Raw genomic sequence first — 23,720 nt, 5'->3', positions numbered from 1 at the left:
CCGATCGATGGGTGGATTCAGGCTGAGATGGCGGATGACTCGGGGCCCGGGACATCCGTCGCGTGCGGCTTGTGCTCGCTCTGGTACGCGAGCACCGCGTCGAGCGTGGCGGTGCGGTGCCGGCGTGCCGCGAGTTCGATGTCGAGCGGGTCGGCGCCCGTCTCGATGAGGTCGAGGATGCGGTCGTGCTCGTCGACGGACTCGAGGGCCCGTCCGGGCACGAAGCTGAACGACGAGTCGCGCAGCACCTTCATGCGGTTCCAGCCGCGGTGCACGAGGTCGAGGATGTGCGGGTTCGGGCACTCCTCGAACAGCACCGAGTGGAACTCGAGATTGAGCTCGGTGAACCGATGGGGATCGAAGTCGTCGAGCGAACGGCGCATGCGCGCATTGACCTCGCGCGCCCGGCGCAGGTGGTCGGGGGTGAGCTGCGACGCCGAGAGCGCGGTGGCCGCGCCCTCGACGAGCGCGAGCGTCTGCATGGTGTGCAGGTACTCGGTCTCCTTGATGAGCGCGACCTGTGCGCCGACGTTGCGTTCGAACGTCACGAGTCCCTCGGCCTCGAGCCGGCGGATCGCCTCGCGCACGGGCACGACGCTCACGTCGAGCTCACGGGCGATCGAGCCGAGCACGAGCCGGTAGCCTGGCACGTAGCGGCCGTCGTCGATGCGTGCGCGGATGAAGCCGTAGGCCCGCTGCGACTTGCTCTCGGCGCTCACCGCGACTCCTCGGTGGGTCGAGGAGCGCCCGGCGAAGCCGGTCGCGTCTCGAGACCTGCGCGGTACCGAGCGAGCCATTCCGCGTTCATGGGGAACAACCCGTCGACGGATGCCCCGCCGGCGACCTGCTCCGCGACGTAGGCGTCCTGCCGCTCCTGCTCGGCCGCCTCGGCGGCCACCTCGGCGACGAGGTGCGGCGGGATCACGATGACGCCGTCGCCGTCGCCCACGATGACATCGCCCGGCTGCACGGCGGCGCCGCCGCAGGCGATGGTGACGTCGACCTCCCACGGCACGTGCTTGCGCCCGAGCACGCTCGGGTGCGAGCCCTGCGAGAACACGGGGATCTCGAAGCCGGCGACTGCGTCGAAGTCGCGCACCCCGCCGTCGGTGACGATGCCGGCCGCGCCGCGCACCTGCGCGCGCAGCGCGAGCACGTCGCCCACCGTGCCGGTGCCGCGCTCGCCGCGGGCCTCGACCACGAGCACCTCGCCTGGCTCGACGGTGTCGAACGCGACCTTCTGCGCGTTGAACCCGCCACCGTGCTGCGCGAACAGGTCGGGGCGGAACGGGATGAACCGCAGCGTCTTGGCCGTGCCCAGGATGCGGTCGCCGGGGTGGTTGGCGCGCACCCCCTCGATGAAGATGTCGTGATAACCGCGCTTGCGCAGCGCGACGCTCAGGGTCGCGACGGCGGTCGACTCGATGAGCTCGCGCACCTCGTCGGTGAGGACGTCGGCGGCTTGCGCAGCCGCTGAGGCCGACGGCGGCTCGGCGGTCAGTGCGCTCGCGCGACCGGCGGCGACCGCCGCCGCGAGCTCGGACTTGCTGCCCCACGCCTCGACGCGCTGCAGGTCGTCGACGGCGGGCTTGGTGCCGAAGTCGCCGAACTCGGCCGTCCCCTGCGTGACCGTCGTCACGAGCCGGCCGGTCGACGGCGCCCCGGGAGCCTCGGGCGCGTCGACCTCGACCTCGACGACATCACCGGGCACGATCACCGAAGAGCCCGCCGGTGTGCCCGTGAGGATGACGTCGCCGGTCTCGAGCGTCATGAGCTGCGACAGGTCGGCCACGAGCCGTCCGAAGGGGAAGAGCAGCGTCGCCGACGAGTCATCCTGCACCAGTTCGCCGTTGACCCACGTGCGCACGCGCCAGGCGTCTTCGCCGATGCCGTCGGTGGGGATCGCGGTCGGGCCGAGCGGGGTGAACCCGTCGCCGCCCTTCGAGCGCACGTTCGAGCCCTTGTCGGCGGCGCGCAGGTCGTAGACGCCGAGGTCGTTGGCGGCGGTGACGGATGCCACGTGGCTCCAGCCGCGCTCGGGAGTGACGCGTCGCGCGGGCTCGCCGATGATGAGGGCGATCTCGCCCTCGAAGGCCAGGAGTTCGGTGCCGGCGGGGCGCTCGAGCGTGCCGCCCGATGCCGCGATCGACGAGGAGGGCTTGATGAAGTAGCTCGGCTGCGCCGGGGTGCGACCGCGTTGGGCCGCTCGCGACGGGTAGTTGAGGTGGACGGCGATGACCTTGCCCGGTGTGGGGATGCCGCCGCCGCGCGTCGCGGTGAAGTCGTTCGTCATAGACGTCCTCGTCTCTCAATATCTGAAATGATATACGATCTGCGGGTGGAGCGCCAGAGCAGCCGACTCCCGCCCGCGTTGTCGTCGCCCGTGCCCCGAAGCCCACTCGCGGGAATTCGGAGGAGTTCGGCCGTTCCGCGGTCGACTGGGGATGTCGGCGTCCTCGGATCTGCAGACGTCCTCAGAATCGGCGGCGACATGTCAGTAGCTCGTGCGGGGGGCGTCGGCGCCCGGGACATCCGCCCCGGTTTGCGGGATGAAGCGGTCGGCGAGCCCCTCGGACGCACGCGCCAGGATCGCCACGTCGGCGCCGACCGCGACGAAGGATGCCCCGGCAGCCAGATAGCGCTCGGCATCCTCGGGCACGAACGCGTTGACACCCACGGGCTTGCCCGCGGCCCGACCGGCCTCGATCGACGAGAGCACGGCGGCCACGACATCGGGGTGGCTCTGCTGCCCGAGCACGCCCATCGAGGCGGCGAGGTCGGCCGGCCCCACGAAGAGCGCGTCGACCCCGCCGACCGCGGCGATCTCGGCAGCCGCTGCCACGGCCGCCGCCGACTCGATCTGCACCGTGAGGCTGATCGTCGCGGAGGCGTGCTGCAGGTACTCCTCGACGCGGTTCCACCGCGACGACCGGGCGAGCGATGCTCCCACGCCGCGAACACCGCCACCCGGATACCGCATCGCCCGCACGAGCTCGGCGGCCTGCTCGGCAGAGTCGACCATCGGCACGAGCAGGTTCTGCACGCCGAGGTCGAGGTACTGCTTGAGCACGACCGTGTCGCCGATCGGCGGGCGCACGACCGGGGCGACGGGGTAGCCCGACATGGCATACAGCTGCCCGAGGATCGACTCGAGGCCGTTGGGGGAGTGCTCGGCGTCGATGAGCACCCAGTCGACGCCGCTTCCCGCCGCGATCTCGGCGATGATCGGGCTGCCCGAGCAGACCCACATGCCGACCTGCGGGCGAGACGCCGCGGCGATGCGCGCGGCGAACGTCTCGGGAAGGTTCACTCGAACCGGCATGTGACCGCCCCCAGCTGTCCGTAGTCGGCGTGCACCGTGTCGCCGCGTTCGACCCACATCGGTCGCGTGAACGACCCGGCCAGGATGATCTCGCCCTCGCCGAGCGACTGCTCGTGCTGCGCGAGCTTGTTCGCGAGCCAGGCCACGCCCATCGCGGGGTGCCCGAGCACCGCCGCGGCGACGCCCGACTCCTCGATGGTCTGGTTGCGGTAGAGGAGTGCCGAGACCCAGCGCAGGTCGACCTCGTCGACCTTCACGGGCCGCCCACCGACGACCATCGCGCCCATGGCTGCGTTGTCGCTGATCGTGTCGACGATCGTGCGTCCCTGCAGTTCGATGTGCGAGTTCAGGATCTCGAGCGCCGGAACGACGTAGGCCGTGGCATCGAGCACGTCGAAGACCGTGACATGCGGGCCCTCGAGCGGCTTGGCGAGCACGAACGCGAGTTCGACCTCGATGCGCACGTTCGAGAAGCGGTCGAACTCGACGGATGCCCCGGACTCGAGCACCATGTCGTCGAAGATCACGCCGTAGTCGGGCTCGGTGATGCCGGTGGCGACCTGCATGACCTTCGACGTGAGGCCGATCTTGCGGCCCACGAGCCTCGCGCCCGACTCCCGCCGTGAGTCGGCCCAGCGCTTCTGCACGGCATAGGCGTCGTCGACGGTCATGTCGGGGTTCCGGGCCGTGAGCAGTGGCACGGTGGTGCGGTCGCGCTCGGCGGCGGCGAGTTCGTCGGCGATCGCCGAGATACGGGAGGGGTCGAGCACGTGAGCTCCACTTCGTCGTCGAGATTGCTGCTTGCCTGTGATCGTATACGATTCATCGCCGGATGGCGCGCCGGAGGCGTCGGCTATGGTCGCCACATGGGCAGAGCGGGTCTCCGCGGACCCACGCCGCGGTTCAGACGCCCGGGCGAAGGAGGTGTCATGGCCACCGTGGTGATCGGCGGGTCGTCCGGCCTCATCGGCACCGCGCTCGCGCACAGCCTGCGCGCGGATGGAGTGACGGTGATGCGGCTCGTCCGCCGGCCGGCGCGACGCGCCGACGAGATCGAGTGGCTCACGGGCGACCGACCCCTCGATCCGCGACTGTTGGCGGGCGCGAAGGCGGTCGTCGGTCTGAACGGGGCGAACATCGGGCGACTGCCATGGACCCGGAAGTACCGACGCATCCTGCGCGAATCGCGGCTCGGCCCCACGCGTGCCCTCGCGACCGCCCTCCGAGCGCTCGCGGACGACGCGCCCGCGTTCGTCTCGGCGTCGGCGGTGGGGTACTACGGCAGTCGCCCCGGCGTCGAGCTCACCGAGGGGTCCGATCCGGGCACGACATTCCTCGCACGCCTCTGCATGGACTGGGAACGAGAAGCGCGTCGAGCCGGTGATTCGTGCCGGGTCGTGGCCATCAGAACCGCGCCGATCCTCCACCGCGATGGAGTGCTCAAGCCGCTCATCCGCCTCACCGCGCTCGGCGTCGGCGGGCCCATCGGGCGGGGCACCCAGACGTGGCCGTGGATCTCGCTCGAAGACGAGGTTCGCGCGATCAGGCACGTCATCGACTCCGACATCTACGGCACGGTGAACCTGTCGGGGCCGACGCCGGCGACGTCGAACGACATCGGGCGATCGATCGCGCACGCGATGCACCGACCGTTCCTGGTGCCGGTTCCGGAATGGGCGCTCAGGCTCGTCGTGGGGCGCGACCTCACCGAGTCGGTCCTGACCACCGACGCCCGCGTGCGCCCGGTGGTCCTCGAGCGCACGGGGTTCGAATTCACCTACCGCACCGAACACGAGGCGACCGTCGCGGCGCTGGCGGTCACGCGGTGATCACCGTGTGTCCGGATGAGCAGCGTCGAGCAGCACCGCGGCTGGTTGCGATGTATCCGAAATCGTATATTATTCTGAGGAACAAGCCTCGCCCCGGATCATCGATCCGACGACGCGAACGCCACCCCCGCCCGCGGACCCGACAGAGGAGTCGAATACCGCCATGACCGCGACATCAGCCAATGGGAGCACTGGGTTCCACGCCAAGACGCGACCGCACGAGCTTCGTCGAGTAGCACTCGCCACCGTGATCGGCACCACCATCGAGTGGTACGACTTCTTCCTGTACGCGAGCGCCGCCGGGCTCGTCTTCGGCGCGCTCTTCTTCGCGCCGGCCGGCCCGCAGTTCGCTACCATCCTGGCGTTCGCCACCGTCGGCATCAGCTTCCTCTTCCGTCCGCTCGGTGCGTTCCTCGCCGGCCACTTCGGCGACAAGGTCGGCCGCAAGGCCATGCTCGTGGTCACGCTCATCCTGATGGGTGCGGCGACGACCCTCATCGGGGTCCTGCCGACCTACGAGCAGATCGGCATCGCCGCGCCCATCCTGCTCATCCTGCTGCGCATCCTCCAGGGGCTCTCGACCGGTGGCGAGTGGGGCGGTGCGGTGCTCATGGCCGTCGAGCACGCGCCCGACGACAAGCGGGGCCGACTCGGCGCATTCCCGCAGATCGGCGTGCCGATCGGCCTGCTCCTCGCCTCGGGCGTGCTCGCGCTCATGACCGGTGTCATCTCACCCGGTGACGCGTTCCTGGAGTGGGGCTGGCGCATCCCGTTCCTGCTGAGCTTCGTGCTCATCATCGTCGGCATCGTCGTGCGCCGCGCGGTCGACGAGAGCCCCGTGTTCCAGGAGATCGCCGCGAAGAAGGAGGAGGCGAAGACCCCGATCTTCACCCTGTTCCGCAAGCACTGGCTGCTCGTGCTGCTCGCCGCCCTGACGTTCGCGGGCAACAACGCTGCGGGCTACATGACCACGGGCGGGTACCTGCAGAACTACGCGACGATGCCGATCGAAGAGGGCGGTCTCGTCGGCATGGAGCGCACCCCTGTGCTGCTCGCCGTCGCCGGAGCATCCGTCGTCTGGCTCATCTGCACGTTCGCGGCCGGCATCGTCTCGGACCGCATCGGCCGGCGCAACACCTACATCATCGGGTGGATCGCCTTCCTCGCGACGGTGTTCCTGCTGTTCCCCCTCGCGACCACCGGCAACCCCTGGCTGCTGTTCCTCGGCGTCTCGCTCTTCGCGATCGGCAACGGCTTCACCTACGGCCAGCAGGCGGCGTACTTCACCGAGCTGTTCCCAGCGTCGATCCGCTACTCGGGTGTCTCGATCACCTACGCGATCGGTGCCATCCTCGGTGGCGCGTTCGCCCCGACGATCGCGGCCTGGCTCGTGCAGTCGACCGGGACGGCCACGTCGGTCGCCTTCTACATCGCGGGCGTCATGATCGTCGCGTTCGCCGCAACCCTGCTGCTGCGCGACCGCACGCGCATCCCGCTCGGGCCCGACCACGAAGCCGAGCAGGCGAGCCGCCACTTCATCTGGGAGAAATAGCGCCGACGCTTCCCGCGCCGCGCGCCGCGCGCCGCGCGCAGCGCTCCGCCCGCGCAGCGCCCCGCCCGCTCACCGTTCCGGGGGTGCATTCGTGCCAGAAATCGGTGCAACCGGCGCCGAGATGGCACGAAAGCACCCCCGGAAGGCGCGGGCACGGGAATGCGCCACGAAGTGCACAAGCGAGCGGATGCCCCGCGCCGAGTGTTCGGCGCGGGGCATCCGCTTCTTCGTGCGGAGGCAGCGTCAGCTGTTCACGCGGATGATCTCCTGCTGGTAGGGCGCGATCACTCCGCCTGAGATGCGGCAGTCGAGCAGGAGGAACGGGCGCTCGTCGGCGGGTCGAGCGGCCCAATCGGCGAGCCGGTCGAGATCGGCGAGCTCGCGCACGACGACGCCCTCGGCGCCGACCGCGGCGGCGAGGCCCGCGAAGTCGGTCTCGGGGATGAGCATGGGCGCCTCGGCGAGGCCCTTGAGCCCGTAGAGATTCACCTCGGCGCCGTAGGCCGCATCGTTCCAGACCACGGCCAGCCCTCGGCCGCGGGCGACGCGCACCGCGCTCTCGAGGTCGGCGAGCGCCATGAGTCCGCCGCCGTCGCCCGTCGTGAGCACGATCGTCGAGTCGGGGCGGGCGAGCGCCGCGCCGGGGACGCTCGGGAAGCCGAGCCCGATCGACTGGAATGCGGTGCCGACCATGATCATGCGGTCGGGGGAGGCCACGGGCCAGTACATGTTCGCCCAGCCGATGAAGTGACCGCCGTCGGAGACGACGACGCGATCCTCGGGCAGCAGCTCGCCGATGCGGGCGGCGACGGCACGCGGGTCGAGCCGCCCATCGGGTGCGACCCGGTCGCCGGCCTCGTAGGCGCGTGCGGCCGCGACGTCGACCGACTCGCGCCACCCCGACGGGCTCGCGCCGATCACGTGCAGCTCGTCGACGAGGGCGCGTGCGACGACCCCGGCGTCGGCACGGAGGAACGACGAAACGTTCGGGTGCGTCGCCGCCGCGGCGACATCGACCTGTACGACCCGCGTGCCCGGGGCGAAGAGCTCGCCGAAGCGCATGGTGAACTGGTTGAGCGACGCGCCGAACACGACCGCCACATCGGCCTCGTGCACGAGCCGCATCGCCTCATCGGCGCCGAACCCGCCGGCGACGCCGAGGTCGTAGCGCTCGTCGGGGAACACGCCTCGGCCGAGTGCAGTCGTGAGCGTGAGCGCGCCCGTGGCAGCGGCGAGGGCGCCGAGCGCCTCGCCGGCGTCGGCGAGCCAGGCGCCGCGGCCCGCGAGCAGCAGCGGGCGACGCGCCGTGGCGAGCGCCGCGACCGTGTCGACGAGCACCTGGGTGGCGAACTCGCCCTTCGGCGTCATGGGCGACGGAATGCGCAGGGCCGGAGCCGGGACATCCGCCCTCGCGTCGGGCTCGCCGACCTCGAGTCCTGCGACGTCGTAGGGGATCGCGAGCACCGCCGCGGTGCGGTTGGCCAGCGCGTGCTCGATCGCGAGCACGGTCGTGGCTGCGACATCCGTTCGGCCCACCGTGAACGTGCGCGCGCCCACGCCCGAGGCCATCGCGATCTGATCGACGCCCCACGGGCGCGAGCCGGTGGTGGGTTCGTCGCCGACGACGAGAACGAGCGGGATGCGCGCCTGCACCGCCTCGGCGAGTGCGGTGAGCGTGTTCGTGAAGCCCGCGCCGTAGGTGGCGGTCGCCGCCGCGATCCGCCCGGAGGCACGGAAGTGCGCGTCGGCGGCGACGACACCGCCGGCCTCGTGGCGCATGGCGGTATAGCTCGTCGACGTGCGGTCGAGGGCGTCGAGGAACAGGGCGTTGCCGTTGCCCATCACGCCGAAGACGTGGTCGATGTGGGCCGAGAGCGTGTGCGCGACGAGTGCCGAGACGGTGGGCATGACGAATTCCATTCGAGACGATGACGGATGTTGGCTCCGTATGTGTCTCGCGCGGCTCAGGTGTCGGCCCGGTCGGCTTCGTGCCCATTTTTCGAGCACCGGCGCCTCGTGGCGCCTGGACGCAACGAGTCTATCGAACCGACGCCCGGGCGCGGTTCGGTGACTGCAGCGTCGGCTTCGACGCGCGGGTCAGGCCCTGCGGCTGCCCATCATGCGCACCAACCAGACGATCGCGGCGATCACGAGCAGCACGATGCCGACCCAGAGCAGGAAGTTCAGCGACTGCACGAATCCGCCGGTGAACAGCAGGATGATCGCGATGATGGCGACGATGATCAGGAGGATGTTCATGGATCTTCCCTTTCCCTTGCGATCCCGCGCCGTGCGGGGGCGCCGGCGAGGATCTCGGGACCACTCGACCACACCGAGGCCCGGCATGTCGAGCGGTTGCGCGGCCAGTCGTCATGCGTGTAAGGGGTCGACAGGCGGAAACGAGAGGTCGACGTGCACCAGAATGATCGGATGAAGACGATCCAATTGCGCCGGTACATCCTTGTCGACGGTTCCTACGACGAGTTCGTCGCCTGGTGGCGTGAGTCGGTCGTCGCAGTCCGCACCGGGGGCGGGTTCGCGATCGAGTTCGCTTACGGCATCCGTGAGTCGAACGAGTTCGTGTGGGCCGTGAGCACGCCGGGCGACCGCGACGAGTTCCTCGCCCTCGAGGCCGCGTACATGGCCTCCGACGCGCGCGCCGCCGCATTCGACGGCGTGCCGCAGCGCATCGCCGTGCACGACATCCGCTTCGTCGACGACGAGCCGCTCGCCGGCTGACCAGCGAAACACGGATGCCGCGGGCCTGACCGGCTCGCGGCATCCGTGTGTTGCCGGTCTGCGGTGTCGGGTGTTCAGCCGTTGATGATCTGGGGGATGCCGAGGGACTTGAGGCCTTCGACGCCGAATTCGAGGCCGAAGCCGGATTGCTTGGCGCCGGGCTGCATCAGTGTCTCGCGGTCGTCCTGCACCAGCAGGCCGGTGCCCTCGAGCTGGATGCCCAGCTTGAAGTACCGGCGCTCCGTGTCGGCGACCAGTCGCGGCGTCCGCTCGACGGTGTGCTCGGTGGCCGAGACGATCGAGAAGTGCACGCCGTCGACCTCGGCATGGCTGATCGAGCCGCTGAACGGGTCGGGGCGATCGCTCGTCACGTGCAGCGGCACGAACGACTCGCTCACCGCGGTACGGAATCTCGAGAACTCGGTGATCTCGGTCGCTGCATGCGGAGTGCGTCGCGGTGCCGGCGGCGTGAGTTGAGGGTTCAGGTGGTTCATCGCTGCGACACCTCGCGGAACTCGTCGATCAGGCCGCGGGCGGTCGTGATCCCCGTCTCGATGGCGCCGTCGACCACGACCCCGTTCCAGCCCTTGGCCCAGTCGGCGCCGGCGAATCGAAGTCGCGTCTCGCGGCCGTGGAACACGCTCCAGCCCTCGACGAACTGGCCGCTGCGCGGTGACGCCCAGGTCTGGCCCGACCACGGGTCGGCGTTCCAGTCGTGTCCGGCGGTCTCGAGCACCTCGAGGTCGGGTCGCCAGCGGCGCACGAGTTCCTGCACCGACACGCGGTCGTCGAGGTCGATGGCCGTGTGGTCGGGGCCGAACCCGACGAGGATCGTGGTGTCGTCGTCGAGGAAGTACTCGCTGCGCACGAGGGCGATCGGGTTGCCTGTGGGCGCGTAGGCGATCATCGAGTGGTGCCCCGCGATCTTGATCCAGATCTGGGCGTACCGGCTGCGGCGCACGAAGCCCGACGTGTACCGCCGCATCGGCCACGGCACCGATGCCGTCGACGCGCCGCGCCTCGGCGAATCGGAGTGACCGCGGGATCCACGTGACTCCAACACTGATGCCAGATTGGCATCAGTGTCGGAGTCGGCAAGGGATCGCGAGCGGATGCCGCGGGCACCCACTGTGGTCGTCGTGGCGGGTCGGGGCATCCGCTCGCGACAGCGCGTACAGGATTCGCGCAACGACGGGTCGATACAATACGGGCACACCCCCAACTGACTGACGTGGTCGATGCTGCCCATCCGCGCGCTCGGCCGAGAGGATGAACGTGTCTCACGAGTTCGACGCCCGACGTGCCGAGTGGATCGCCAAAGAAGAGCTCGCCGAGCGGATGATCCCGCTCATCGGCGGCCTCTACCGAGACCACGGGGTGGTGACCTCCATCCACGGCCGCCGGCTCATCAACCGTTCGGCCATCGAGTTGCTGAAGGCGCATCGCTTCGCCCGGCAGGCGGGTGACGTCGAGCTCGACCTCGCCGACACCATGCTGGTGCTCGAGGCCCTGCGCGAGATCGCCCCGGGCCCCGCCTCGATCGACGTCGCGCGTCTCGTCACGCGTTACGCCGACGCCGTCGGCGAGGGCGACGCGCGCGGACTCGCCGACTTCGTGCGCGCCGAGCTCGAATCGGTCATCGCGGCGGGCGACGCGGCCGGCGAGGCCGTCGTGCCCGAGGCATCCGGAACCGACGTGGTGCTCTACGGGTTCGGTCGCATCGGGCGCCTGCTCGCCCGTATCCTGATCGCGCACACCGGTGGCGGTCACGGCCTGCGGCTGCGCGCGATCGTCGTGCGCAAGGGCAGCGAGAACGACCTCGTGAAGCGTGCGAGCCTGCTGCGCCGCGACTCGGTGCACGGGCCGTTCCAGGGCACCATCGAGGTCGACGAGCAGGCGAACACGATCCTCGCGAACGGCACGCTCATCCAGGTCATCTACTCGAACGACCCGGCCACGATCGACTACACCGCGTACGGCATCGACGACGCGATCGTCGTCGACAACACCGGTCGCTGGCGCGATGAAGAGGGGCTGTCGCAGCACCTGCGCTCGACCGGCGTCTCCAAGGTGCTGCTGACCGCACCCGGCAAGGGCGCCATCAAGAACATCGTGCACGGCATCAACACCGACGACATCGAGCCGGCCGACACGATCCTCTCGGCAGCCTCGTGCACGACGAACGCCATCACGCCCGTGCTGAAGGCCGTCAACGACGCCTACGGGGTCGTCCGCGGTCACGTCGAGACCGTGCACTCGTTCACGAACGACCAGAACCTCATCGACAACTTCCACAAGGGCGACCGGCGCGGGCGCTCGGCCGCGCTCAACATGGTCATCACCGAGACCGGTGCCGCGAAGGCCGTCGCGAAGGCACTGCCCGAGCTCGCGGGCAAGCTCACCGGCAGCGCCATCCGCGTGCCGACGCCCGACGTGTCGCTCGCGATCCTGAACCTGCAGCTCGAGCGGCCGGCCGACAAGGCGTCGATCAACCGCTACCTGCGGCAGGTGTCGCTCACGTCGCCGCTTCGCCAGCAGGTCGACTACATCGAGTCGCCCGAGGTGGTGTCGACCGACTTCGTCGGATCGAACCGCGCCGGCATCGTCGATGGCCTGGCCACCATCGCCGACGGCACCGACGTGGTGCTCTACGTCTGGTACGACAACGAGTACGGCTACTCGTGCCAGGTCGTGCGGGTCATCGAGGCGATGGCGGGCACGCACCCCGTCGTGCTGCCCGAGCGCCAGCCGGTGCTGCTCGCGCGCGAGGCCGTGCCCGTCGGCTGAGTCGGCGCGGCGCCGTCCGCGGCTCCGCCGCCCCCGTCCCGAAAACAGGAAGACACGCCGCACGCGCAACGAGAACAGGAACCAGCGACCGGTTGCGTCGCGAGGTTCCTGTTTTCGGGACGTGGCGGATGCCCCGACGCCGGCAGTGCCGGAGCGAAGTGCACCCGGGACATCCGTGCCTCCCGGCCGTCGTAGGCTGAGGGAATGAGCACTGAAGCCGTCATCGTCGACGTCATCCGCACGCCCGTCGGGCGCGGCAAGCCCGGGGGCATCCTCTCGGGCGTGCACCCCGTCGACCTGCTCGCGGGCGTGCTGACGGCGCTCGTCGACCGCAACGACCTCGACCCCGCACTCATCGACGACGTCATCGGCGGGTGCGTCAGCCAGATAGGCGAGCAGAGCTACAACATCACCCGCAACGCGGTGCTCGCCGCGGGCTTCCCCGAGCACGTGCCGGGCACCACGATCGACCGGCAGTGCGGGTCGAGCCAGCAGGCCGCGACGTTCGCCGCCCAGGCCGTGCTCGCCGGCCACGCCGACATCGTGATCGCGTGCGGCGTCGAGTCGATGAGCCGCGTGCCGCTCGGCTCGAGCGCCGCGGGCGCCGACCCCTACGGCACCCGCATCCGTGCGCGCTACCCCGACGGGCTCGTCAACCAGGGCGTGTCGGCCGAGCTCATCGCCGCGAAGTGGGGCTTCACGCGCGATGAGCTCGACGAGTTCGCGGCCCGCTCGCACCGGCTCGCGGAGGCCGCGGGGGAGTCGGGCGCGTTCGCGACCGAGCTCGTGCCCGTCGCGGGCGTCGACTCCCTCACCGACGAGACCGTGCGGCCCGCGACATCCGTCGACTCCCTCGCGGGGCTGAATCCCGCGTTCCGCACCGACGCGCTCGCCGAGCGGTTCCCCGAGCTCGACTGGCGCATCACGCCGGGCAATTCGTCGCCGCTCACCGACGGGGCATCCGCAGCGCTCATCATGAGCGCCGAACGCGCGTCGCAGTTGGGACTCACTCCGCGCGCCCGCTTCCGGTCGTTCTCGGTGGTCGGCAGCGACCCGCTGTACATGCTCACGGGGGTCATCCCCGCGACGTCGAAGGTGCTCGACCGCGCCGGCCTCACGCACGACGACATCGACGCATACGAGGTCAACGAGGCGTTCGCGTCGGTTCCGCTCGCGTGGGCGCGCGAGACCGGGGCGGATGTCGCGAAGCTGAACCCGCGCGGCGGCGCGATCGCCCTCGGGCACGCGCTCGGATCGAGCGGCACGCGCCTGCTGACGACCCTCGTCAACCAGCTCGAGGCCACCGGTGGCCGCTATGGGCTGCAGACGATGTGCGAGGGCGGCGGCATGGCGAACGCCACCGTCATCGAACGCCTCTGACGGGGGCGGCGCCCACCGCCGAGTGTTTCCGTTTCTGCCCGTGGTTTCCGCGGCAGTGGCGACACCCGGCGGAAACGGAAACGCTCGACTCCGACGAACGCACGACGCAGACCCCGGCACAGGCCGATCGCACGACGAAAGGACACCACATGGAACTCGACGGCGCCTCCGCGATCGTCACCGGCGGGGCCTCGGGCCTCGGGCGCGCCACCGCGCGTGCACTCATCGAAGGCGGGGCATCGGTCGTGCTCGTCGACCTGCCCGGCCCTCGCGGTGACGAGGCCGCCGCAGAGCTCGGTGACCGGGCCCGATTCGTCGCCGCCGACGTCGCGAACGAGGCCGGGGTGCGGGCCGCCGTCGACGCGGCCTCGGCGCTCGGGCCGTTGCGCGTCGCCGTCAACTGCGCCGGCATCGTCACCGCGAACCGCACGGTCGGCCGCGGCGGCCCGGCACCGCTCGATGCCTTCGAGCGCACGATCAGGGTGAACCTCATCGGCACGTTCAACGTGACGCGCCTCGCGGCAGCGGCGATGGCCGCGACCGAGCCGGTCGAAGGGGCGCTGCCCGGGGGACCTGCGACCGCCGAGCGCGGCGTCATCGTGAACACCGCATCGGTCGCCGCGTTCGACGGCCAGATCGGGCAGGCCGCGTACTCGGCGTCGAAGGCGGCGGTCGCCGGGATGACCCTGCCGATCGCGCGCGACCTGTCGAAGCTGCTCATCCGCGTCGTCACGATCGCGCCCGGCATCTTCGAGACCCCCATGATGGCGGGCATGACCGACGAGGTGCGCTCGTCGCTCGAGGCGCAGGTGCCGCACCCCTCGCGTATGGGACATCCGACCGAGTACGCGGCCCTCGTACGCTCGATCATCGCGAACCCGATGCTGAACGGCGAGACGATCCGCCTCGACGGCGCGATCCGCATGCAGCCGAAGTAGGCGGCGCCCGGCCGAGCGAGCACGGCGGATGTCCCGGGGTCGGACCCCCCGGGACATCCGCCGTTCGTTCAATACCCGCCGAGCGCCGAACCGCCGCGGTTTCGCGCGGCCTTCACGAACCCGTCGATGATGTCCCACACGGCGACGCCGACCACGACGAACACGATGACCGTCACGGTGATGCCCGAGGCGTCGCCCCAAGGCCAGTCGATCGCCTCGACGAACTCGGGGGCGAACAGCTGCCCGCTCAGGAAGAGCCACAGCGCCGGCACCGTGAACGCGACGTTCAGCAGCACGTTGAGGGAGGCCATGGTCCACGTCCAGCCGCGCAGGTAGATGACGACCGCGAAGACGATCTCGAGCGCGAGCAGTCCGATGAAGTACGGGAGCCAGAACGACCACAGCGCAGGGTCGAGCACCGGGATCGGCTGGCGCTCGCCGTCGATCCAGACGATGCCGAACTGCTGCCACACGATGGCGACGGCGAAGAGCGTGAGGAACACGACCGACCCGATCAGGTCACCGAGTCGCCCGGCACGGGCGTCGTCGCGTGGCTGCGGCAACTGATCGGGCGTCCACGTCGTGACGGGCACCGAGGTTCCGGGCGAGCGCTCGAGCACCGCGAAGACGAGGGTCACCCAGAAGCAGAGGTGAACGCCGACCGAGAGCGCCGTGCCGATGGTCGTGCCGATCATCTCGCCCACGGCCGCGCCCGAGATCAGCTGGCCGAGCAGCACGCCCACCGCGGCGATGGGCACGACGATGGCGAGCAGCAGCTTCAGCAGTCGCCACCAGGTGAGGAAGTACTTCGGCCCGATGAGCTGCAACGGCCGGTCGATATAGCTCGACGCGAGCTGCAGCGGGTCGCCGAGTTCGACGAGGGCGGCGTGCTCGGCGTCGGCAGGCGCGGCGCCCCGCTCGACGTGGGCATCGATCACGTCGCCGATGCGCTCGCGCAGCTCGCGACCGAACTCGGCGCGTTGCGTCTCGGGCAGGGTGCGGGCGGCGGCGCACACGTAGCGGTCGGTGAGGGTGGTCATCGTGCTTCTCCTGTGTCGAGTCGTGCCAGGGCGTCGTCGATGCGACGCCAGTCGGTGGTGAGTGCGGCGGCGAGTCGCTCGCCCGAGGGACTGGTGCGGTAGAACTTGCGGGGCCTCGCCTCTTCGGTGTTCCACTCGCTCGTGAGCAGGCCCTGCTTCTCGAGCCGGCGCAGCAGCGGGTAGAGCGTGTTCGCGTCGACGAGGATGCCGAGCGCGTTCAGGGATTCGAGCAGCGCGTACCCGTAGTCGGGGGTGCGCAACCGGATGAGGCAGGCGAGCACCACGGTGCCGCGGCGCAGCTCCTGGATGTGGCCCAGAGTGGTCTCGTCGGTGTCCATGTGTCACACGATACTGTGTGACACACACTAATGCAAGAGGTACTTCATTGGGTCAATGGATGGCCCGGCTCGAGCAATACCATCGCGCGCGCGATGAAGGGTGGCAATGCGCGAGTCGAAGGAGGGATGTGGACGACACGCCGGGTGTGTGCGGCGTGTCGAACGAGACACTCCTGCAACTCGTCAGCGCGCGAGCCCGCCCTACTGCTCGGCGTGCGACTCGAGGAACTCGTACACCTCGGCGTCGTCGACGCCGGGGAACGTGCCAGAGGGCAACGGCGACAGCACGTGCGCGTGCAGGCGGGCGCTCGGCCACGCCTGGCCCGACCAGCGCTCGGCCAGGCCGTCGGGCGCGCGGCGGCAGCAGTTGTCGTCGGGGCACGTCGACACCGCGCGCATGGTCGTCTCGCGGCCGCGGAACCACTTCGCCTGCGCGAAGGGCACCCCGACCGTGATCGAGAACTCCGCGGCATCCGTTCGCCCTGTCTGGGTGGCGCACCAGAACGTGCCCGCAGGCGTGTCGGTGTACTGGTAGTTCTCGGTCGTGCGGTTCGTGTGCTCGAACGCGGTGCGCGCGCTCCACTTCTTGCAGACCCACTGGCCCTCGATCGATCCGGTGACGTCGGTCGGCAACGGCAGGCCGTCGTTCTCGTACCCCTTCTGCAGTGCGCCGTCGCCGGCCACCCGCAGGAAGTGCAGGGTCATGTCGAGGTGCTTCGTCGCGAGGTTCGTGAAGCGGAGCGCCGCAGCTTCGTGCGTGACGCCGAACGCGTCGCGGAAGTCCTCGATGGCGAGCCGCTTCTCTTTCTTGGCCTGTGCGAGGAAGGCCACCGAGGCCTCCTGCGGCATGAGGCACGCCGCGGCGAAGTAGTTGATCTCGAGCCGCTGCCAGAGGAATTCGACGTAACTCGCGGGAGGCGTGTGCCCGAGCAGCCGGTGCGCCATCGCCTGCAGGGCCATCGAGCGCAGACCGTGGCCGCCGGGGATCGATGCGGGCGGCAGATAGATGCGTCCGTTCGCGAGGTCGGTGATCGACCGGGTCGAGTCGGGCAGGTCGTTCACGTAGATGAGCTGGAAGCCGAGTCGCTCGGCCATGACGCTCACCTCGCGGTGTGTGAGGGCGCCCTGGCGGTGCCCCGCCGCGGCGACCTGCTCTTCGGCGAGCTGCTCGATCTCGGGAAGGTAGTTGGCGCGGTCGCGCATGCGCTCGCGGAGCTCGGTGTTGGCGCGGCGAGCCTCTTCGGGGGTCGCGATCGCCTCGCTCGCGCGACGCTGCAGCTCGCGGTGCAGGCCCACGATCGCGGCGAGCGTGTCGTCGGTGATGCCGCGCCCCGGACGGATGGCGGGAAGCCCGAGGGTCGCGTAGAGCGGGCTCGACTGCGCCCGCCCGAGTTCGAGCTCGAGTGCGGCGCGCCGGCTCGGCGCCTCGCGCGCGAGGAGTTCGGGGAGTCCGACGTCGAGGGCTGCGGCGAGGGCGTCGAGCGTCGACAGCTTCGGCTCGCGCTTGCCGTTCTCGATGAGCGACAGCTGGCTGCCGGCGAGGCCGATCGCGTCGCCGAGCTGGTCGAGGGTGAACCCCCGCTCGCCGCGGAAGTGGCGGATGCGATGACCGAGCGTCGCGAGGTCGGGTGAGCCTGCCTTCATGGATTAAGAATATCGAAAGATCGCGGATTCTTAAGACCGAAAATACGGCGTCGGATGTCCCGAATTGGCGCATTCTGGAAACACGAACTTCTCCGGAACGGCCGGAACCCACCTGGAAAGGCACGAAGATGACCATCTCCGACGTCGCACCCGGCACCGAGGCATCCCATCGCGCCCGAAACGAGCGTGGCACCACCGACCAGGCGCTGCGCGCATGGGTCGACGAGATCGCGGGCCTCACCAAGCCCGACGAGGTCGTGTGGTGCGACGGCTCGAAGCACGAGGCCGACTTGCTGACGAAGCAGCTCGTCGCCGAGGGAAAGCTCATCAAGCTCAACCCCGAGTGGCGCCCCAACAGCTACCTCGCACGCACCGATCCCCGTGACGTGGCGCGGGTCGAGGACCGCACGTTCATCTGCTCGACGTACGAAGAGGACGCCGGTCCCACGAACAACTGGCGTGACCCGCGCGAGATGCGCGAAGAGCTCACGCACGTGTTCGACGGCTCCATGAAGGGCCGCACGATGTACGTCGTGCCGTTCTCGATGGGCCCCCTCGGCGGCCCGATCTCGCAGCTCGGCGTCGAGATCACCGACTCGCCCTACGTCGTGCTGTCGATGGGCATCATGACCCGCATGGGCGACGCGGTGTACCGCCTCATCGAGGCCGGCGAGCCGTGGGTGCGCACCGTGCACTCCGTGGGCTACCCGCTCGTCGACGGCGTCGGCCACCGCCGCGCCGAGATCGAATGGCCCTGCAACGACACGAAGTACATCGTGCAGTTCCCCGACTCGCGCGAGATCTGGTCGTACGGCTCGGGCTACGGCGGCAACGCCCTGCTCGCCAAGAAGTGCTTCGCGCTGCGCATCGCGAGCGTGATGGCCCGCGACGAGGGCTGGCTCGCCGAGCACATGCTGCTCATCAAGATCACGTCGCCCGAGGGCAAGTCGTACCACGTCGCGGCCGCGTTCCCGTCCGCGTGCGGCAAGACCAACCTCGCGATGCTGCGCCCGACGATCCCCGGCTGGAAGGTCGAGACAATCGGCGACGACATCGCCTGGATGCGCCCCGGCGCCGACGGCCGGCTCTACGCGATCAACCCCGAAGCCGGCTTCTTCGGCGTCGCCCCGGGAACGGGCGAGACGACCAACCCGACCGCGGTGCAGACGCTCTGGGGCAACACGATCTTCACGAACGTCGCGCTGCGCCCTGACGGCGACGTCTGGTGGGAGGGACTCACCGACGAGCCGCCGGCCGAGCTCACCGACTGGGAGGGCAAGCACTGGACCCCCGACTCAGGTCGTCCGGCCGCCCACCCGAACTCGCGCTTCACGGTCGCTGCCGCGCAGTGCCCGCAGATCTCCGACGACTGGGACGCGCACGACGGCGTGCCGATCGACGCGATCCTGTTCGGCGGTCGCCGCGCGACGAACGTGCCGCTCGTCGCCGAGGCGCGCTCGTGGAAGCACGGCGTATTCATGGGCGCGACCATCTCGTCCGAGCAGACCGCGGCCGCCGAGGGCACCGTCGGCGAGCTGCGACGCGACCCGTTCGCGATGCTGCCGTTCTGCGGCTACAACATGGCCGACTACTGGGGCCACTGGGTGAAGATGGGCCGGGTGCTCGGCGAGAACGCGCCCAAGATCTTCCAGGTCAACTGGTTCCGCAAGGGCGCCGACGGCAAGTTCCTCTGGCCCGGATTCGGCGAGAACTCGCGCGTGCTCGAGTGGATCGTCGGCCGCGTCGAGGGCAGCGCCGACACCGTCGACACCCCGATCGGCCTCCTGCCGGCGGCCGAGTCGCTCGATCTCGACGGCCTCGAGATCACTGATGACGCGTTGTCGCAGCTGTTCGACGTCGATCGGGCCTCGTGGCTCGCCGAGTGCGACCTCACCGAGGAGTACTTCGCGCAGTTCGGCGACCGCGTGCCGGCCGCGCTGAAGGCCGAGCTCGCGAGCCTGCGCTACCACCTGCAGCACTCGTAGGGCGTACCGCACGCACAGACCAGGACCGGGGCCGCGCACGGGAAGGCGCGCCCCGGTCCTTCGTGTGCGGGCGGCACGTCGCACGGCCGCCCGCCGCCTCCGGGGCTAGCGTGTGCCGCAGAGGGGGTGCGCGATGGAGTTCGGCAGCGTGATCGCGATGGTCGGCGAGGTCATCGACATCCTGGGCGTCATCGCGATCGTCGTCGGGGTGCTCTACGCGAGCATCGATGCGGCGTTGCGCGGCCTGCGCCGGGTCAGCCCGGTCTACACGAGGTTCAGGCGCGTGCTCGGCCGGGCCATCCTGCTCGGACTCGAACTGCTCGTCGCGGCCGACATCATCAAGACCGTCGCGGTCACGCCTACCCTCGACTCGGTCGTCGTGCTCGCGATCATCGTGCTGATCCGGACGTTCCTCAGCTGGTCGCTCGAGCTCGAGGTGTCGGGCCGGTGGCCGTGGCAGAAGCGCGGCGCTGCGGACGTCGAGGTCGATGCAGCCGACGCCCGCGCCGAGCGGGCGTGAATCCGGCGAGCGCGCACGAGTATTCATGCGCGCTCGTCGGATCTGCACGCGGTCGGCGGATGGTCAGCGTGGAGGTGCCGACGCCGGGCCCGATGCCCCGCTGAGCTGCATCGCGGCGATGACCCGCCGGTGATGCGAGCCTTCGGGCGGCCGCATGTCGATCAGGGCGACCGAGCCGAGCGTGACCCGCTCGCCGGTGTGCAGCCGACCGTGGCGCTTGCGGGTGACATGCGGGCGGAACTCGGCACGCGGATGGCCGGTGTCGATGCCCGCGCGATGCAGGGCGTCGAGCGTTCGCCGCCGAAGTGCGGCCAGCTCACCACCGTCGCGCACGAGCGTGACCGGCACGTCGCGGTGACGGCCGAACATCGCCTCCTCGCCCGCGGTGGCGCGCACGACCGCGGCACCCGTGGTCGCCGTACGAACCGCGTCGGCGACGAGGCCGGTCGGATGCTCCGTGGAGAAGGGTTCGACGAGCGTGACGTGCAGCGGCCAGTCCGCCACCGTGAATTCATCGCCGGCGGCGAGCGGCACGAGCGGGAGCACGACGACGAAGCGCGCCATCCGGTGAGTCTAACCGGGTGGCGCGCTCGGTCGAAGCGTGTGGGCGAGGCGAGTGGGAACGCCGTGTCAGCGTCCGTCGTCGCCGTGCGGCTCGTCGAGCCGGCCGAGCACGCGCAGCATCGCGGCGGGTGCGTAGCGGAACTCGATCGTGCCGCTCGCGCCCGGCTCCGACGTGCCGATCCATGTGCTCGACCCCTCATGCACACGCACCCAGCCCTGCTGGAACAGCAGGTCGGTACCGATCACGAAGGCCATCGCGGGAGTGTCGCCCTGGCGCACGGCGATCGAGCCCTCGAACACCTGCGACGCCGACGCGTCCTGGTCTTCACGGCACTGGACGCCCACGAGCGGGCGGAAGATCGGCGTCGCGAAACCCGGGGTCTCGAACGGGCTGGCCTTCGCCGCGTCGGGGACGATGCCGAAGTTCACGCTCGTCGACGCGAGGCTGAGCGAGGCCTGTCCGTCGAGCACGAGTCGGCTCGACACGCGGAAGCGGTAGTAGAGCCGGCCGGCGTCGCGCGCGGCAGGCAGCACTGCGACGCTCGCCCAGTTGCGCGACCAGCTGAGGGGCGCGCCCTCGCGGTTCGGCGGGTCGTACAGGGCGGCGGTGATGCGCACGGCACCGTCGGGCTGCGTCGCGGCGGCACGCAGGGCGCTGCGTCCGCGGTCGCTCTCGGGCATCTCGTCGCGCACGGCGGTGAACGCGGGCAGGCGCTGCGGCTCCCAGTGGCGCAGCCAGCCCTGGATGCCGGCCTGGATGCGGTCGAACGAGTTGCCGAGTCCGTTCCGCTGCGAGCTCGCGGCGTTCTCGGCGCCGTCCTCGGCGTTGGGCAGGTCGTCGATGAGGTCGACGGGAAGCTCGTCGAGGCGCGCGATCTCGCGGGCGTTCGTGACAGTGGCGATCGTCATGATGGTCCTCCGTGGGGGAAATGGCTCGTGACATCCGAGAACCGGATGCGATTCCCCCACGCTACGAACCAGCCGCCGTCGAACCATCCGAGCAGGCACTGAGGTTTGTTCGGGATGTCCCTGAGCCCGCCCGCGCGCCGGACCCGGTCAGACGAGCAACTGGTGCGCCGCGAGTTCGCGGTAGAGCGGCACCGCGGCGACGAGTTCGGCGTGGGTGCCCTCACCGATGACGCGCCCCTCGTCGACCACGACGATGCGATCGGAGTCGATCACGGTCGACAGCCGGTGGGCGATGACGATGAGCGTGCGGCCGGCCGCCACGGCGTCGATCGCCTCGCGCATCATGCGCTCGTTGACCCCGTCGAGCGACGACGTCGACTCGTCGAGGAGCAGGATCGGGGGAGCGGCGAGCAGCGCTCGGGCGATCGCGAGGCGCTGGCGCTCGCCGCCCGAGAGCATGATGCCGTCTTCGCCGACCGCCGCGTCGAGCCCGGCCGCGTCGCGGTCGAGCACCGAGCCGAGGTTCACGGCGCGCAGCACGTGCTCGCACTCGGCGTCGGTCGCGTCGGGAGTGCCGAGCTTGAGGTTGTCGCGCAATGAGCCCGCCAGCACCGGGGCATCCTGTTCGACGTAGCCGATCTGCGCCCGCAGCTGGGCACGGTCGATCGAACGCAGGTCGAGTCCGCCCATGCGCACGACGCCGACCGACGGGTCGTAGAACCGCTCGATGAGCGCGAGCATCGTCGACTTGCCGGCGCCCGAGGGGCCCACGAGGGCGATGCGCTGCCCGCGCGGCACCTGGAACGACACACCTCGCAGCACGGGCTGCCGGTCGGTGACCGAGGGTTCGGGGAGGTGCTCGTCGGGCGACTCGTTCGCGGGGTCGGCTGGGTCTTGCGGGGTGGCGGCGTACGCGAAGTGCACGCCGTCGAACTCGATCGCGGGGGCATCGGGCAGCACGCCCTCGTTCGCGTGGCCGACCATGAGGGCGAGCGGGGCGAGCTCGCGGTCGTGCGTGTCCTCGTCGGGCAGGTCGAGGATCTCCTGGATGCGGCCGAGTGCACCGAGCGCGAGATTCACCGAGGTGATCGCTCCGAAGGCCTGCCCGAGGGGCAGGATCATCATGAACAGGAACAGGATGAACGCGACGAGGTCGGACACCGTGATCGCCCCTGAGGCGACGCGGAATCCGCCGACGCCGAGCACCACGAGGAACGACACCTGCATGGCGATGCCGGCCACCGGCACGATGAGCGCCGAGATCTTCGCGACCTTGACCCCCATCGTCCAGGCGCCCTCGGCCTCGGCCTCGACATCGCGAACCTCGCGGTCGGTCGCGCCCGACGCGCGGATGGTGCGCACGGCGCTGATCGCGCGCTCGACCGACGCGGCGACGTCGCCCACCTTCTCCTGCGCCGCGTGCGACGCCTCGCGCACCCGCCGCGAGAGCAGCGTCACGGTCGTGATGGCGATGACGACGACGAGCACCGTGAGGCCGAGCAGCACGGGGTCGATGACGAGCATGGCGATGAGCGCGCCGACGAACGTGACGGCGCCGCCGATGGCCTCGACGAGGCCCTGGGTGAGGACGGCGCGCAGCATGGTCGTGTCGCTGCCGACGCGTGAGACGAGGTCGCCGGTGCGGCGGGTGTCGAACTCGGCGATCGGCAGGCGCAGCAGCTTGCCGATGAGTCGCTTGCGGCTCGAGAGCACGACGCCCTCGCCGGTGCGCTGCAGCAGGTAGTGCTGGTAGCCGGTGATGATGCCGCTCACGACGACGAGGGCGATGAGGCCCCAGACGATCCAGCCGAGCGTCTCGCCGGCTTCGACGATGTCGATCACCTGCGCGACGAGCAGCGGCTGGGCGAGGCTCGTGAGTGCGCCGATGACGCTGAGCACCGCGACCCAGATGAGTACCGGGCGGTGCTCGAACAGGAACGGCAGCAACTGCCGGAAGGTGGCGCGTGGTCCGCTGGGCTCGCCGCCGCCGCGTCCGCCGCGTGCGAACGGCGATCTGCGGGTGGGTCGGGCGGTGCGGTCGGCCCGGGTCGAACGCCGGGTCGCGGTTTCAGTGGTGCTCATCGTCTCTTCCTCGGTGCGCGGCGGGCGGATGCTCCATCCACGAGCCGTCTCATCACCGCAGAGAAGCCTACGTGGCCTACCTGCGTCCGTG

Annotated in this window: 21 protein-coding genes and 2 pseudogenes; 8 read left to right on the top strand and 15 right to left on the bottom strand. The window is 70.2% G+C overall.

Annotated features, from left to right (window positions below):
- Positions 1-17: 17 nt before the first annotated feature.
- The 4 genes from LQ757_RS18040 to hpaH all read right to left on the bottom strand — a co-directional run bounded on the left by LQ757_RS18040 (position 18) and on the right by hpaH (position 4,092).
- A complete protein-coding gene (locus LQ757_RS18040; protein ID WP_231048653.1) occupies positions 18-719 on the bottom strand; it encodes a GntR family transcriptional regulator in 702 nt (233 codons plus the stop codon).
- Positions 716-2,293, bottom strand: coding sequence for a fumarylacetoacetate hydrolase family protein (locus LQ757_RS18035; RefSeq protein ID WP_231048652.1), 1,578 nt, complete (start codon positions 2,291-2,293; stop codon positions 716-718). The genes LQ757_RS18040 and LQ757_RS18035 overlap by 4 nt, the downstream gene beginning before the upstream one ends.
- Positions 2,294-2,494: 201 nt before the next feature.
- On the bottom strand, positions 2,495-3,322 hold the full coding sequence (locus LQ757_RS18030) for an aldolase/citrate lyase family protein (protein ID WP_231048651.1): 828 nt from the start codon (positions 3,320-3,322) through the stop codon (positions 2,495-2,497).
- Positions 3,307-4,092 carry a 2-oxo-hept-4-ene-1,7-dioate hydratase gene (hpaH, locus tag LQ757_RS18025; RefSeq protein WP_231048650.1) on the bottom strand — a complete coding sequence of 262 codons (786 nt, stop codon included), beginning with the start codon at positions 4,090-4,092 and terminating at the stop codon, positions 3,307-3,309. Before hpaH ends, LQ757_RS18030 begins: the two co-directional genes overlap by 16 nt.
- 159 nt (positions 4,093-4,251) lie before the next feature.
- Between hpaH and LQ757_RS18020 the strand changes: the two genes are divergently transcribed.
- A complete protein-coding gene (locus LQ757_RS18020; RefSeq protein WP_231048649.1) occupies positions 4,252-5,151 on the top strand; it encodes a TIGR01777 family oxidoreductase in 900 nt (299 codons plus the stop codon).
- A 163-nt stretch (positions 5,152-5,314) separates the two neighbouring features.
- A complete protein-coding gene (locus LQ757_RS18015) occupies positions 5,315-6,703 on the top strand; it encodes an MFS transporter (RefSeq protein WP_231048648.1) in 1,389 nt (462 codons plus the stop codon).
- A 243-nt stretch (positions 6,704-6,946) separates the two neighbouring features.
- Here the strand turns inward: LQ757_RS18015 and LQ757_RS18010 are convergent, their stop codons facing one another.
- On the bottom strand, positions 6,947-8,611 hold the full coding sequence (locus LQ757_RS18010; RefSeq protein WP_231048647.1) for a thiamine pyrophosphate-binding protein: 1,665 nt from the start codon (positions 8,609-8,611) through the stop codon (positions 6,947-6,949).
- Between the two features lie 189 nt (positions 8,612-8,800).
- Complete coding sequence (locus LQ757_RS18005) at positions 8,801-8,962, bottom strand: hypothetical protein (protein WP_231048646.1); 162 nt, start codon at positions 8,960-8,962, stop codon at positions 8,801-8,803.
- Positions 8,963-9,133: 171 nt separating this feature from the next.
- On the opposite strand from LQ757_RS18005, the gene LQ757_RS18000 reads away from it, so the two are divergent.
- Positions 9,134-9,442 (top strand): VHS/ENTH/ANTH domain-containing protein, encoded by a 309-nt coding sequence (locus LQ757_RS18000; RefSeq protein ID WP_231048645.1) that lies wholly within the window; start codon positions 9,134-9,136, stop codon positions 9,440-9,442.
- A 74-nt stretch (positions 9,443-9,516) separates the two neighbouring features.
- Here LQ757_RS18000 and LQ757_RS17995 read toward each other — a convergent pair.
- The 3 genes and pseudogenes from LQ757_RS17995 to LQ757_RS17985 all read right to left on the bottom strand — a co-directional run.
- Positions 9,517-9,600: pseudogene (locus tag LQ757_RS17995) on the bottom strand (aldehyde dehydrogenase family protein); the annotation flags it as partial.
- A gap of 9 nt (positions 9,601-9,609) precedes the next feature.
- Positions 9,610-9,936: pseudogene (locus tag LQ757_RS17990) on the bottom strand (AraC-like ligand-binding domain-containing protein); the annotation flags it as partial.
- Positions 9,933-10,427 carry an FAD-dependent oxidoreductase gene (locus LQ757_RS17985; RefSeq protein WP_231048644.1) on the bottom strand — a complete coding sequence of 165 codons (495 nt, stop codon included), beginning with the start codon at positions 10,425-10,427 and terminating at the stop codon, positions 9,933-9,935. The pseudogene LQ757_RS17990 and the gene LQ757_RS17985, both read right to left, overlap by 4 nt.
- Positions 10,428-10,717: 290 nt before the next feature.
- On the opposite strand from LQ757_RS17985, the gene LQ757_RS17980 reads away from it, so the two are divergent.
- The 3 genes from LQ757_RS17980 to LQ757_RS17970 all read left to right on the top strand — a co-directional run bounded on the left by LQ757_RS17980 (position 10,718) and on the right by LQ757_RS17970 (position 14,547).
- The gene (locus LQ757_RS17980) at positions 10,718-12,229 is read left to right on the top strand and encodes a glyceraldehyde-3-phosphate dehydrogenase (protein WP_308195658.1); all 1,512 of its coding nucleotides are present in this window, start codon (positions 10,718-10,720) and stop codon (positions 12,227-12,229) included.
- Between the two features lie 204 nt (positions 12,230-12,433).
- A complete protein-coding gene (locus LQ757_RS17975) occupies positions 12,434-13,609 on the top strand; it encodes a thiolase family protein (RefSeq protein WP_231048643.1) in 1,176 nt (391 codons plus the stop codon).
- A 149-nt stretch (positions 13,610-13,758) separates the two neighbouring features.
- Positions 13,759-14,547, top strand: a complete 789-nt coding sequence (locus LQ757_RS17970; protein ID WP_231048642.1) for an SDR family NAD(P)-dependent oxidoreductase — start codon at positions 13,759-13,761, stop codon at positions 14,545-14,547.
- Positions 14,548-14,615: 68 nt separating this feature from the next.
- Here the strand turns inward: LQ757_RS17970 and LQ757_RS17965 are convergent, their stop codons facing one another.
- From LQ757_RS17965 to LQ757_RS17955, 3 genes are all read right to left on the bottom strand, one after another.
- Positions 14,616-15,587, bottom strand: a complete 972-nt coding sequence (locus LQ757_RS17965; protein WP_231048641.1) for a hypothetical protein — start codon at positions 15,585-15,587, stop codon at positions 14,616-14,618.
- Positions 15,584-15,925, bottom strand: a complete 342-nt coding sequence (locus LQ757_RS17960; RefSeq protein ID WP_231048640.1) for a PadR family transcriptional regulator — start codon at positions 15,923-15,925, stop codon at positions 15,584-15,586. Before LQ757_RS17960 ends, LQ757_RS17965 begins: the two co-directional genes overlap by 4 nt.
- A gap of 201 nt (positions 15,926-16,126) precedes the next feature.
- Positions 16,127-17,569, bottom strand: coding sequence for an XRE family transcriptional regulator (locus LQ757_RS17955; RefSeq protein WP_231048639.1), 1,443 nt, complete (start codon positions 17,567-17,569; stop codon positions 16,127-16,129).
- Between the two features lie 128 nt (positions 17,570-17,697).
- Between LQ757_RS17955 and LQ757_RS17950 the strand changes: the two genes are divergently transcribed.
- Positions 17,698-19,554 carry a phosphoenolpyruvate carboxykinase (GTP) gene (locus LQ757_RS17950; protein WP_231048638.1) on the top strand — a complete coding sequence of 619 codons (1,857 nt, stop codon included), beginning with the start codon at positions 17,698-17,700 and terminating at the stop codon, positions 19,552-19,554.
- A gap of 133 nt (positions 19,555-19,687) precedes the next feature.
- Positions 19,688-20,074, top strand: coding sequence for a DUF1622 domain-containing protein (locus LQ757_RS17945; RefSeq protein WP_231048637.1), 387 nt, complete (start codon positions 19,688-19,690; stop codon positions 20,072-20,074).
- Positions 20,075-20,137: 63 nt separating this feature from the next.
- Here LQ757_RS17945 and LQ757_RS17940 read toward each other — a convergent pair whose 3' ends face one another.
- From LQ757_RS17940 to LQ757_RS17930, 3 genes are all read right to left on the bottom strand, one after another.
- Positions 20,138-20,638, bottom strand: a complete 501-nt coding sequence (locus LQ757_RS17940) for a 2'-5' RNA ligase family protein (protein WP_231048636.1) — start codon at positions 20,636-20,638, stop codon at positions 20,138-20,140.
- A gap of 66 nt (positions 20,639-20,704) precedes the next feature.
- Entirely contained in the window at positions 20,705-21,547 is an 843-nt protein-coding gene (locus tag LQ757_RS17935) for a hypothetical protein (RefSeq protein ID WP_231048635.1), read from the bottom strand.
- A 147-nt stretch (positions 21,548-21,694) separates the two neighbouring features.
- Positions 21,695-23,629: an ABC transporter ATP-binding protein gene (locus LQ757_RS17930; RefSeq protein WP_231048634.1), complete on the bottom strand. Its 1,935-nt coding sequence runs from the start codon at positions 23,627-23,629 to the stop codon at positions 21,695-21,697.
- Positions 23,630-23,720 lie beyond the last annotated feature (91 nt).

Source organism: Agromyces cavernae (assembly GCF_021044935.1).
Classification (GTDB): domain Bacteria; phylum Actinomycetota; class Actinomycetes; order Actinomycetales; family Microbacteriaceae; genus Agromyces; species Agromyces cavernae.
Note: the sequence above shows the minus strand (reverse complement) of the source record. Positions and strands in the feature narration are given on the sequence as shown.

Excerpts from the sequence above, each read along its gene's own strand:
- LQ757_RS18035 (WP_231048652.1), bottom strand. The coding sequence starts at position 2,293 with ATGACGAACGACTTCACCGCGACGCGCGGCGGCGGCATCCCCACACCG.
- LQ757_RS17985 (WP_231048644.1), bottom strand. The coding sequence starts at position 10,427 with ATGCGGCGGTACACGTCGGGCTTCGTGCGCCGCAGCCGGTACGCCCAG.
- LQ757_RS17950 (WP_231048638.1), top strand. The coding sequence starts at position 17,698 with ATGACCATCTCCGACGTCGCACCCGGCACCGAGGCATCCCATCGCGCC.
- LQ757_RS17930 (WP_231048634.1), bottom strand. The coding sequence starts at position 23,629 with ATGAGCACCACTGAAACCGCGACCCGGCGTTCGACCCGGGCCGACCGC.
- LQ757_RS18000 (WP_231048645.1), top strand. The coding sequence starts at position 9,134 with ATGAAGACGATCCAATTGCGCCGGTACATCCTTGTCGACGGTTCCTAC.
- LQ757_RS17935 (WP_231048635.1), bottom strand. The coding sequence starts at position 21,547 with ATGACGATCGCCACTGTCACGAACGCCCGCGAGATCGCGCGCCTCGAC.
- LQ757_RS18010 (WP_231048647.1), bottom strand. The coding sequence starts at position 8,611 with ATGCCCACCGTCTCGGCACTCGTCGCGCACACGCTCTCGGCCCACATC.
- LQ757_RS17955 (WP_231048639.1), bottom strand. The coding sequence starts at position 17,569 with ATGAAGGCAGGCTCACCCGACCTCGCGACGCTCGGTCATCGCATCCGC.
- LQ757_RS18030 (WP_231048651.1), bottom strand. The coding sequence starts at position 3,322 with ATGCCGGTTCGAGTGAACCTTCCCGAGACGTTCGCCGCGCGCATCGCC.
- LQ757_RS17945 (WP_231048637.1), top strand. The coding sequence starts at position 19,688 with ATGGAGTTCGGCAGCGTGATCGCGATGGTCGGCGAGGTCATCGACATC.
- LQ757_RS17970 (WP_231048642.1), top strand. The coding sequence starts at position 13,759 with ATGGAACTCGACGGCGCCTCCGCGATCGTCACCGGCGGGGCCTCGGGC.
- LQ757_RS17965 (WP_231048641.1), bottom strand. The coding sequence starts at position 15,587 with ATGACCACCCTCACCGACCGCTACGTGTGCGCCGCCGCCCGCACCCTG.
- LQ757_RS18020 (WP_231048649.1), top strand. The coding sequence starts at position 4,252 with ATGGCCACCGTGGTGATCGGCGGGTCGTCCGGCCTCATCGGCACCGCG.
- LQ757_RS17960 (WP_231048640.1), bottom strand. The coding sequence starts at position 15,925 with ATGGACACCGACGAGACCACTCTGGGCCACATCCAGGAGCTGCGCCGC.
- LQ757_RS17975 (WP_231048643.1), top strand. The coding sequence starts at position 12,434 with ATGAGCACTGAAGCCGTCATCGTCGACGTCATCCGCACGCCCGTCGGG.
- LQ757_RS18005 (WP_231048646.1), bottom strand. The coding sequence starts at position 8,962 with ATGAACATCCTCCTGATCATCGTCGCCATCATCGCGATCATCCTGCTG.
- LQ757_RS18015 (WP_231048648.1), top strand. The coding sequence starts at position 5,315 with ATGACCGCGACATCAGCCAATGGGAGCACTGGGTTCCACGCCAAGACG.
- LQ757_RS17940 (WP_231048636.1), bottom strand. The coding sequence starts at position 20,638 with ATGGCGCGCTTCGTCGTCGTGCTCCCGCTCGTGCCGCTCGCCGCCGGC.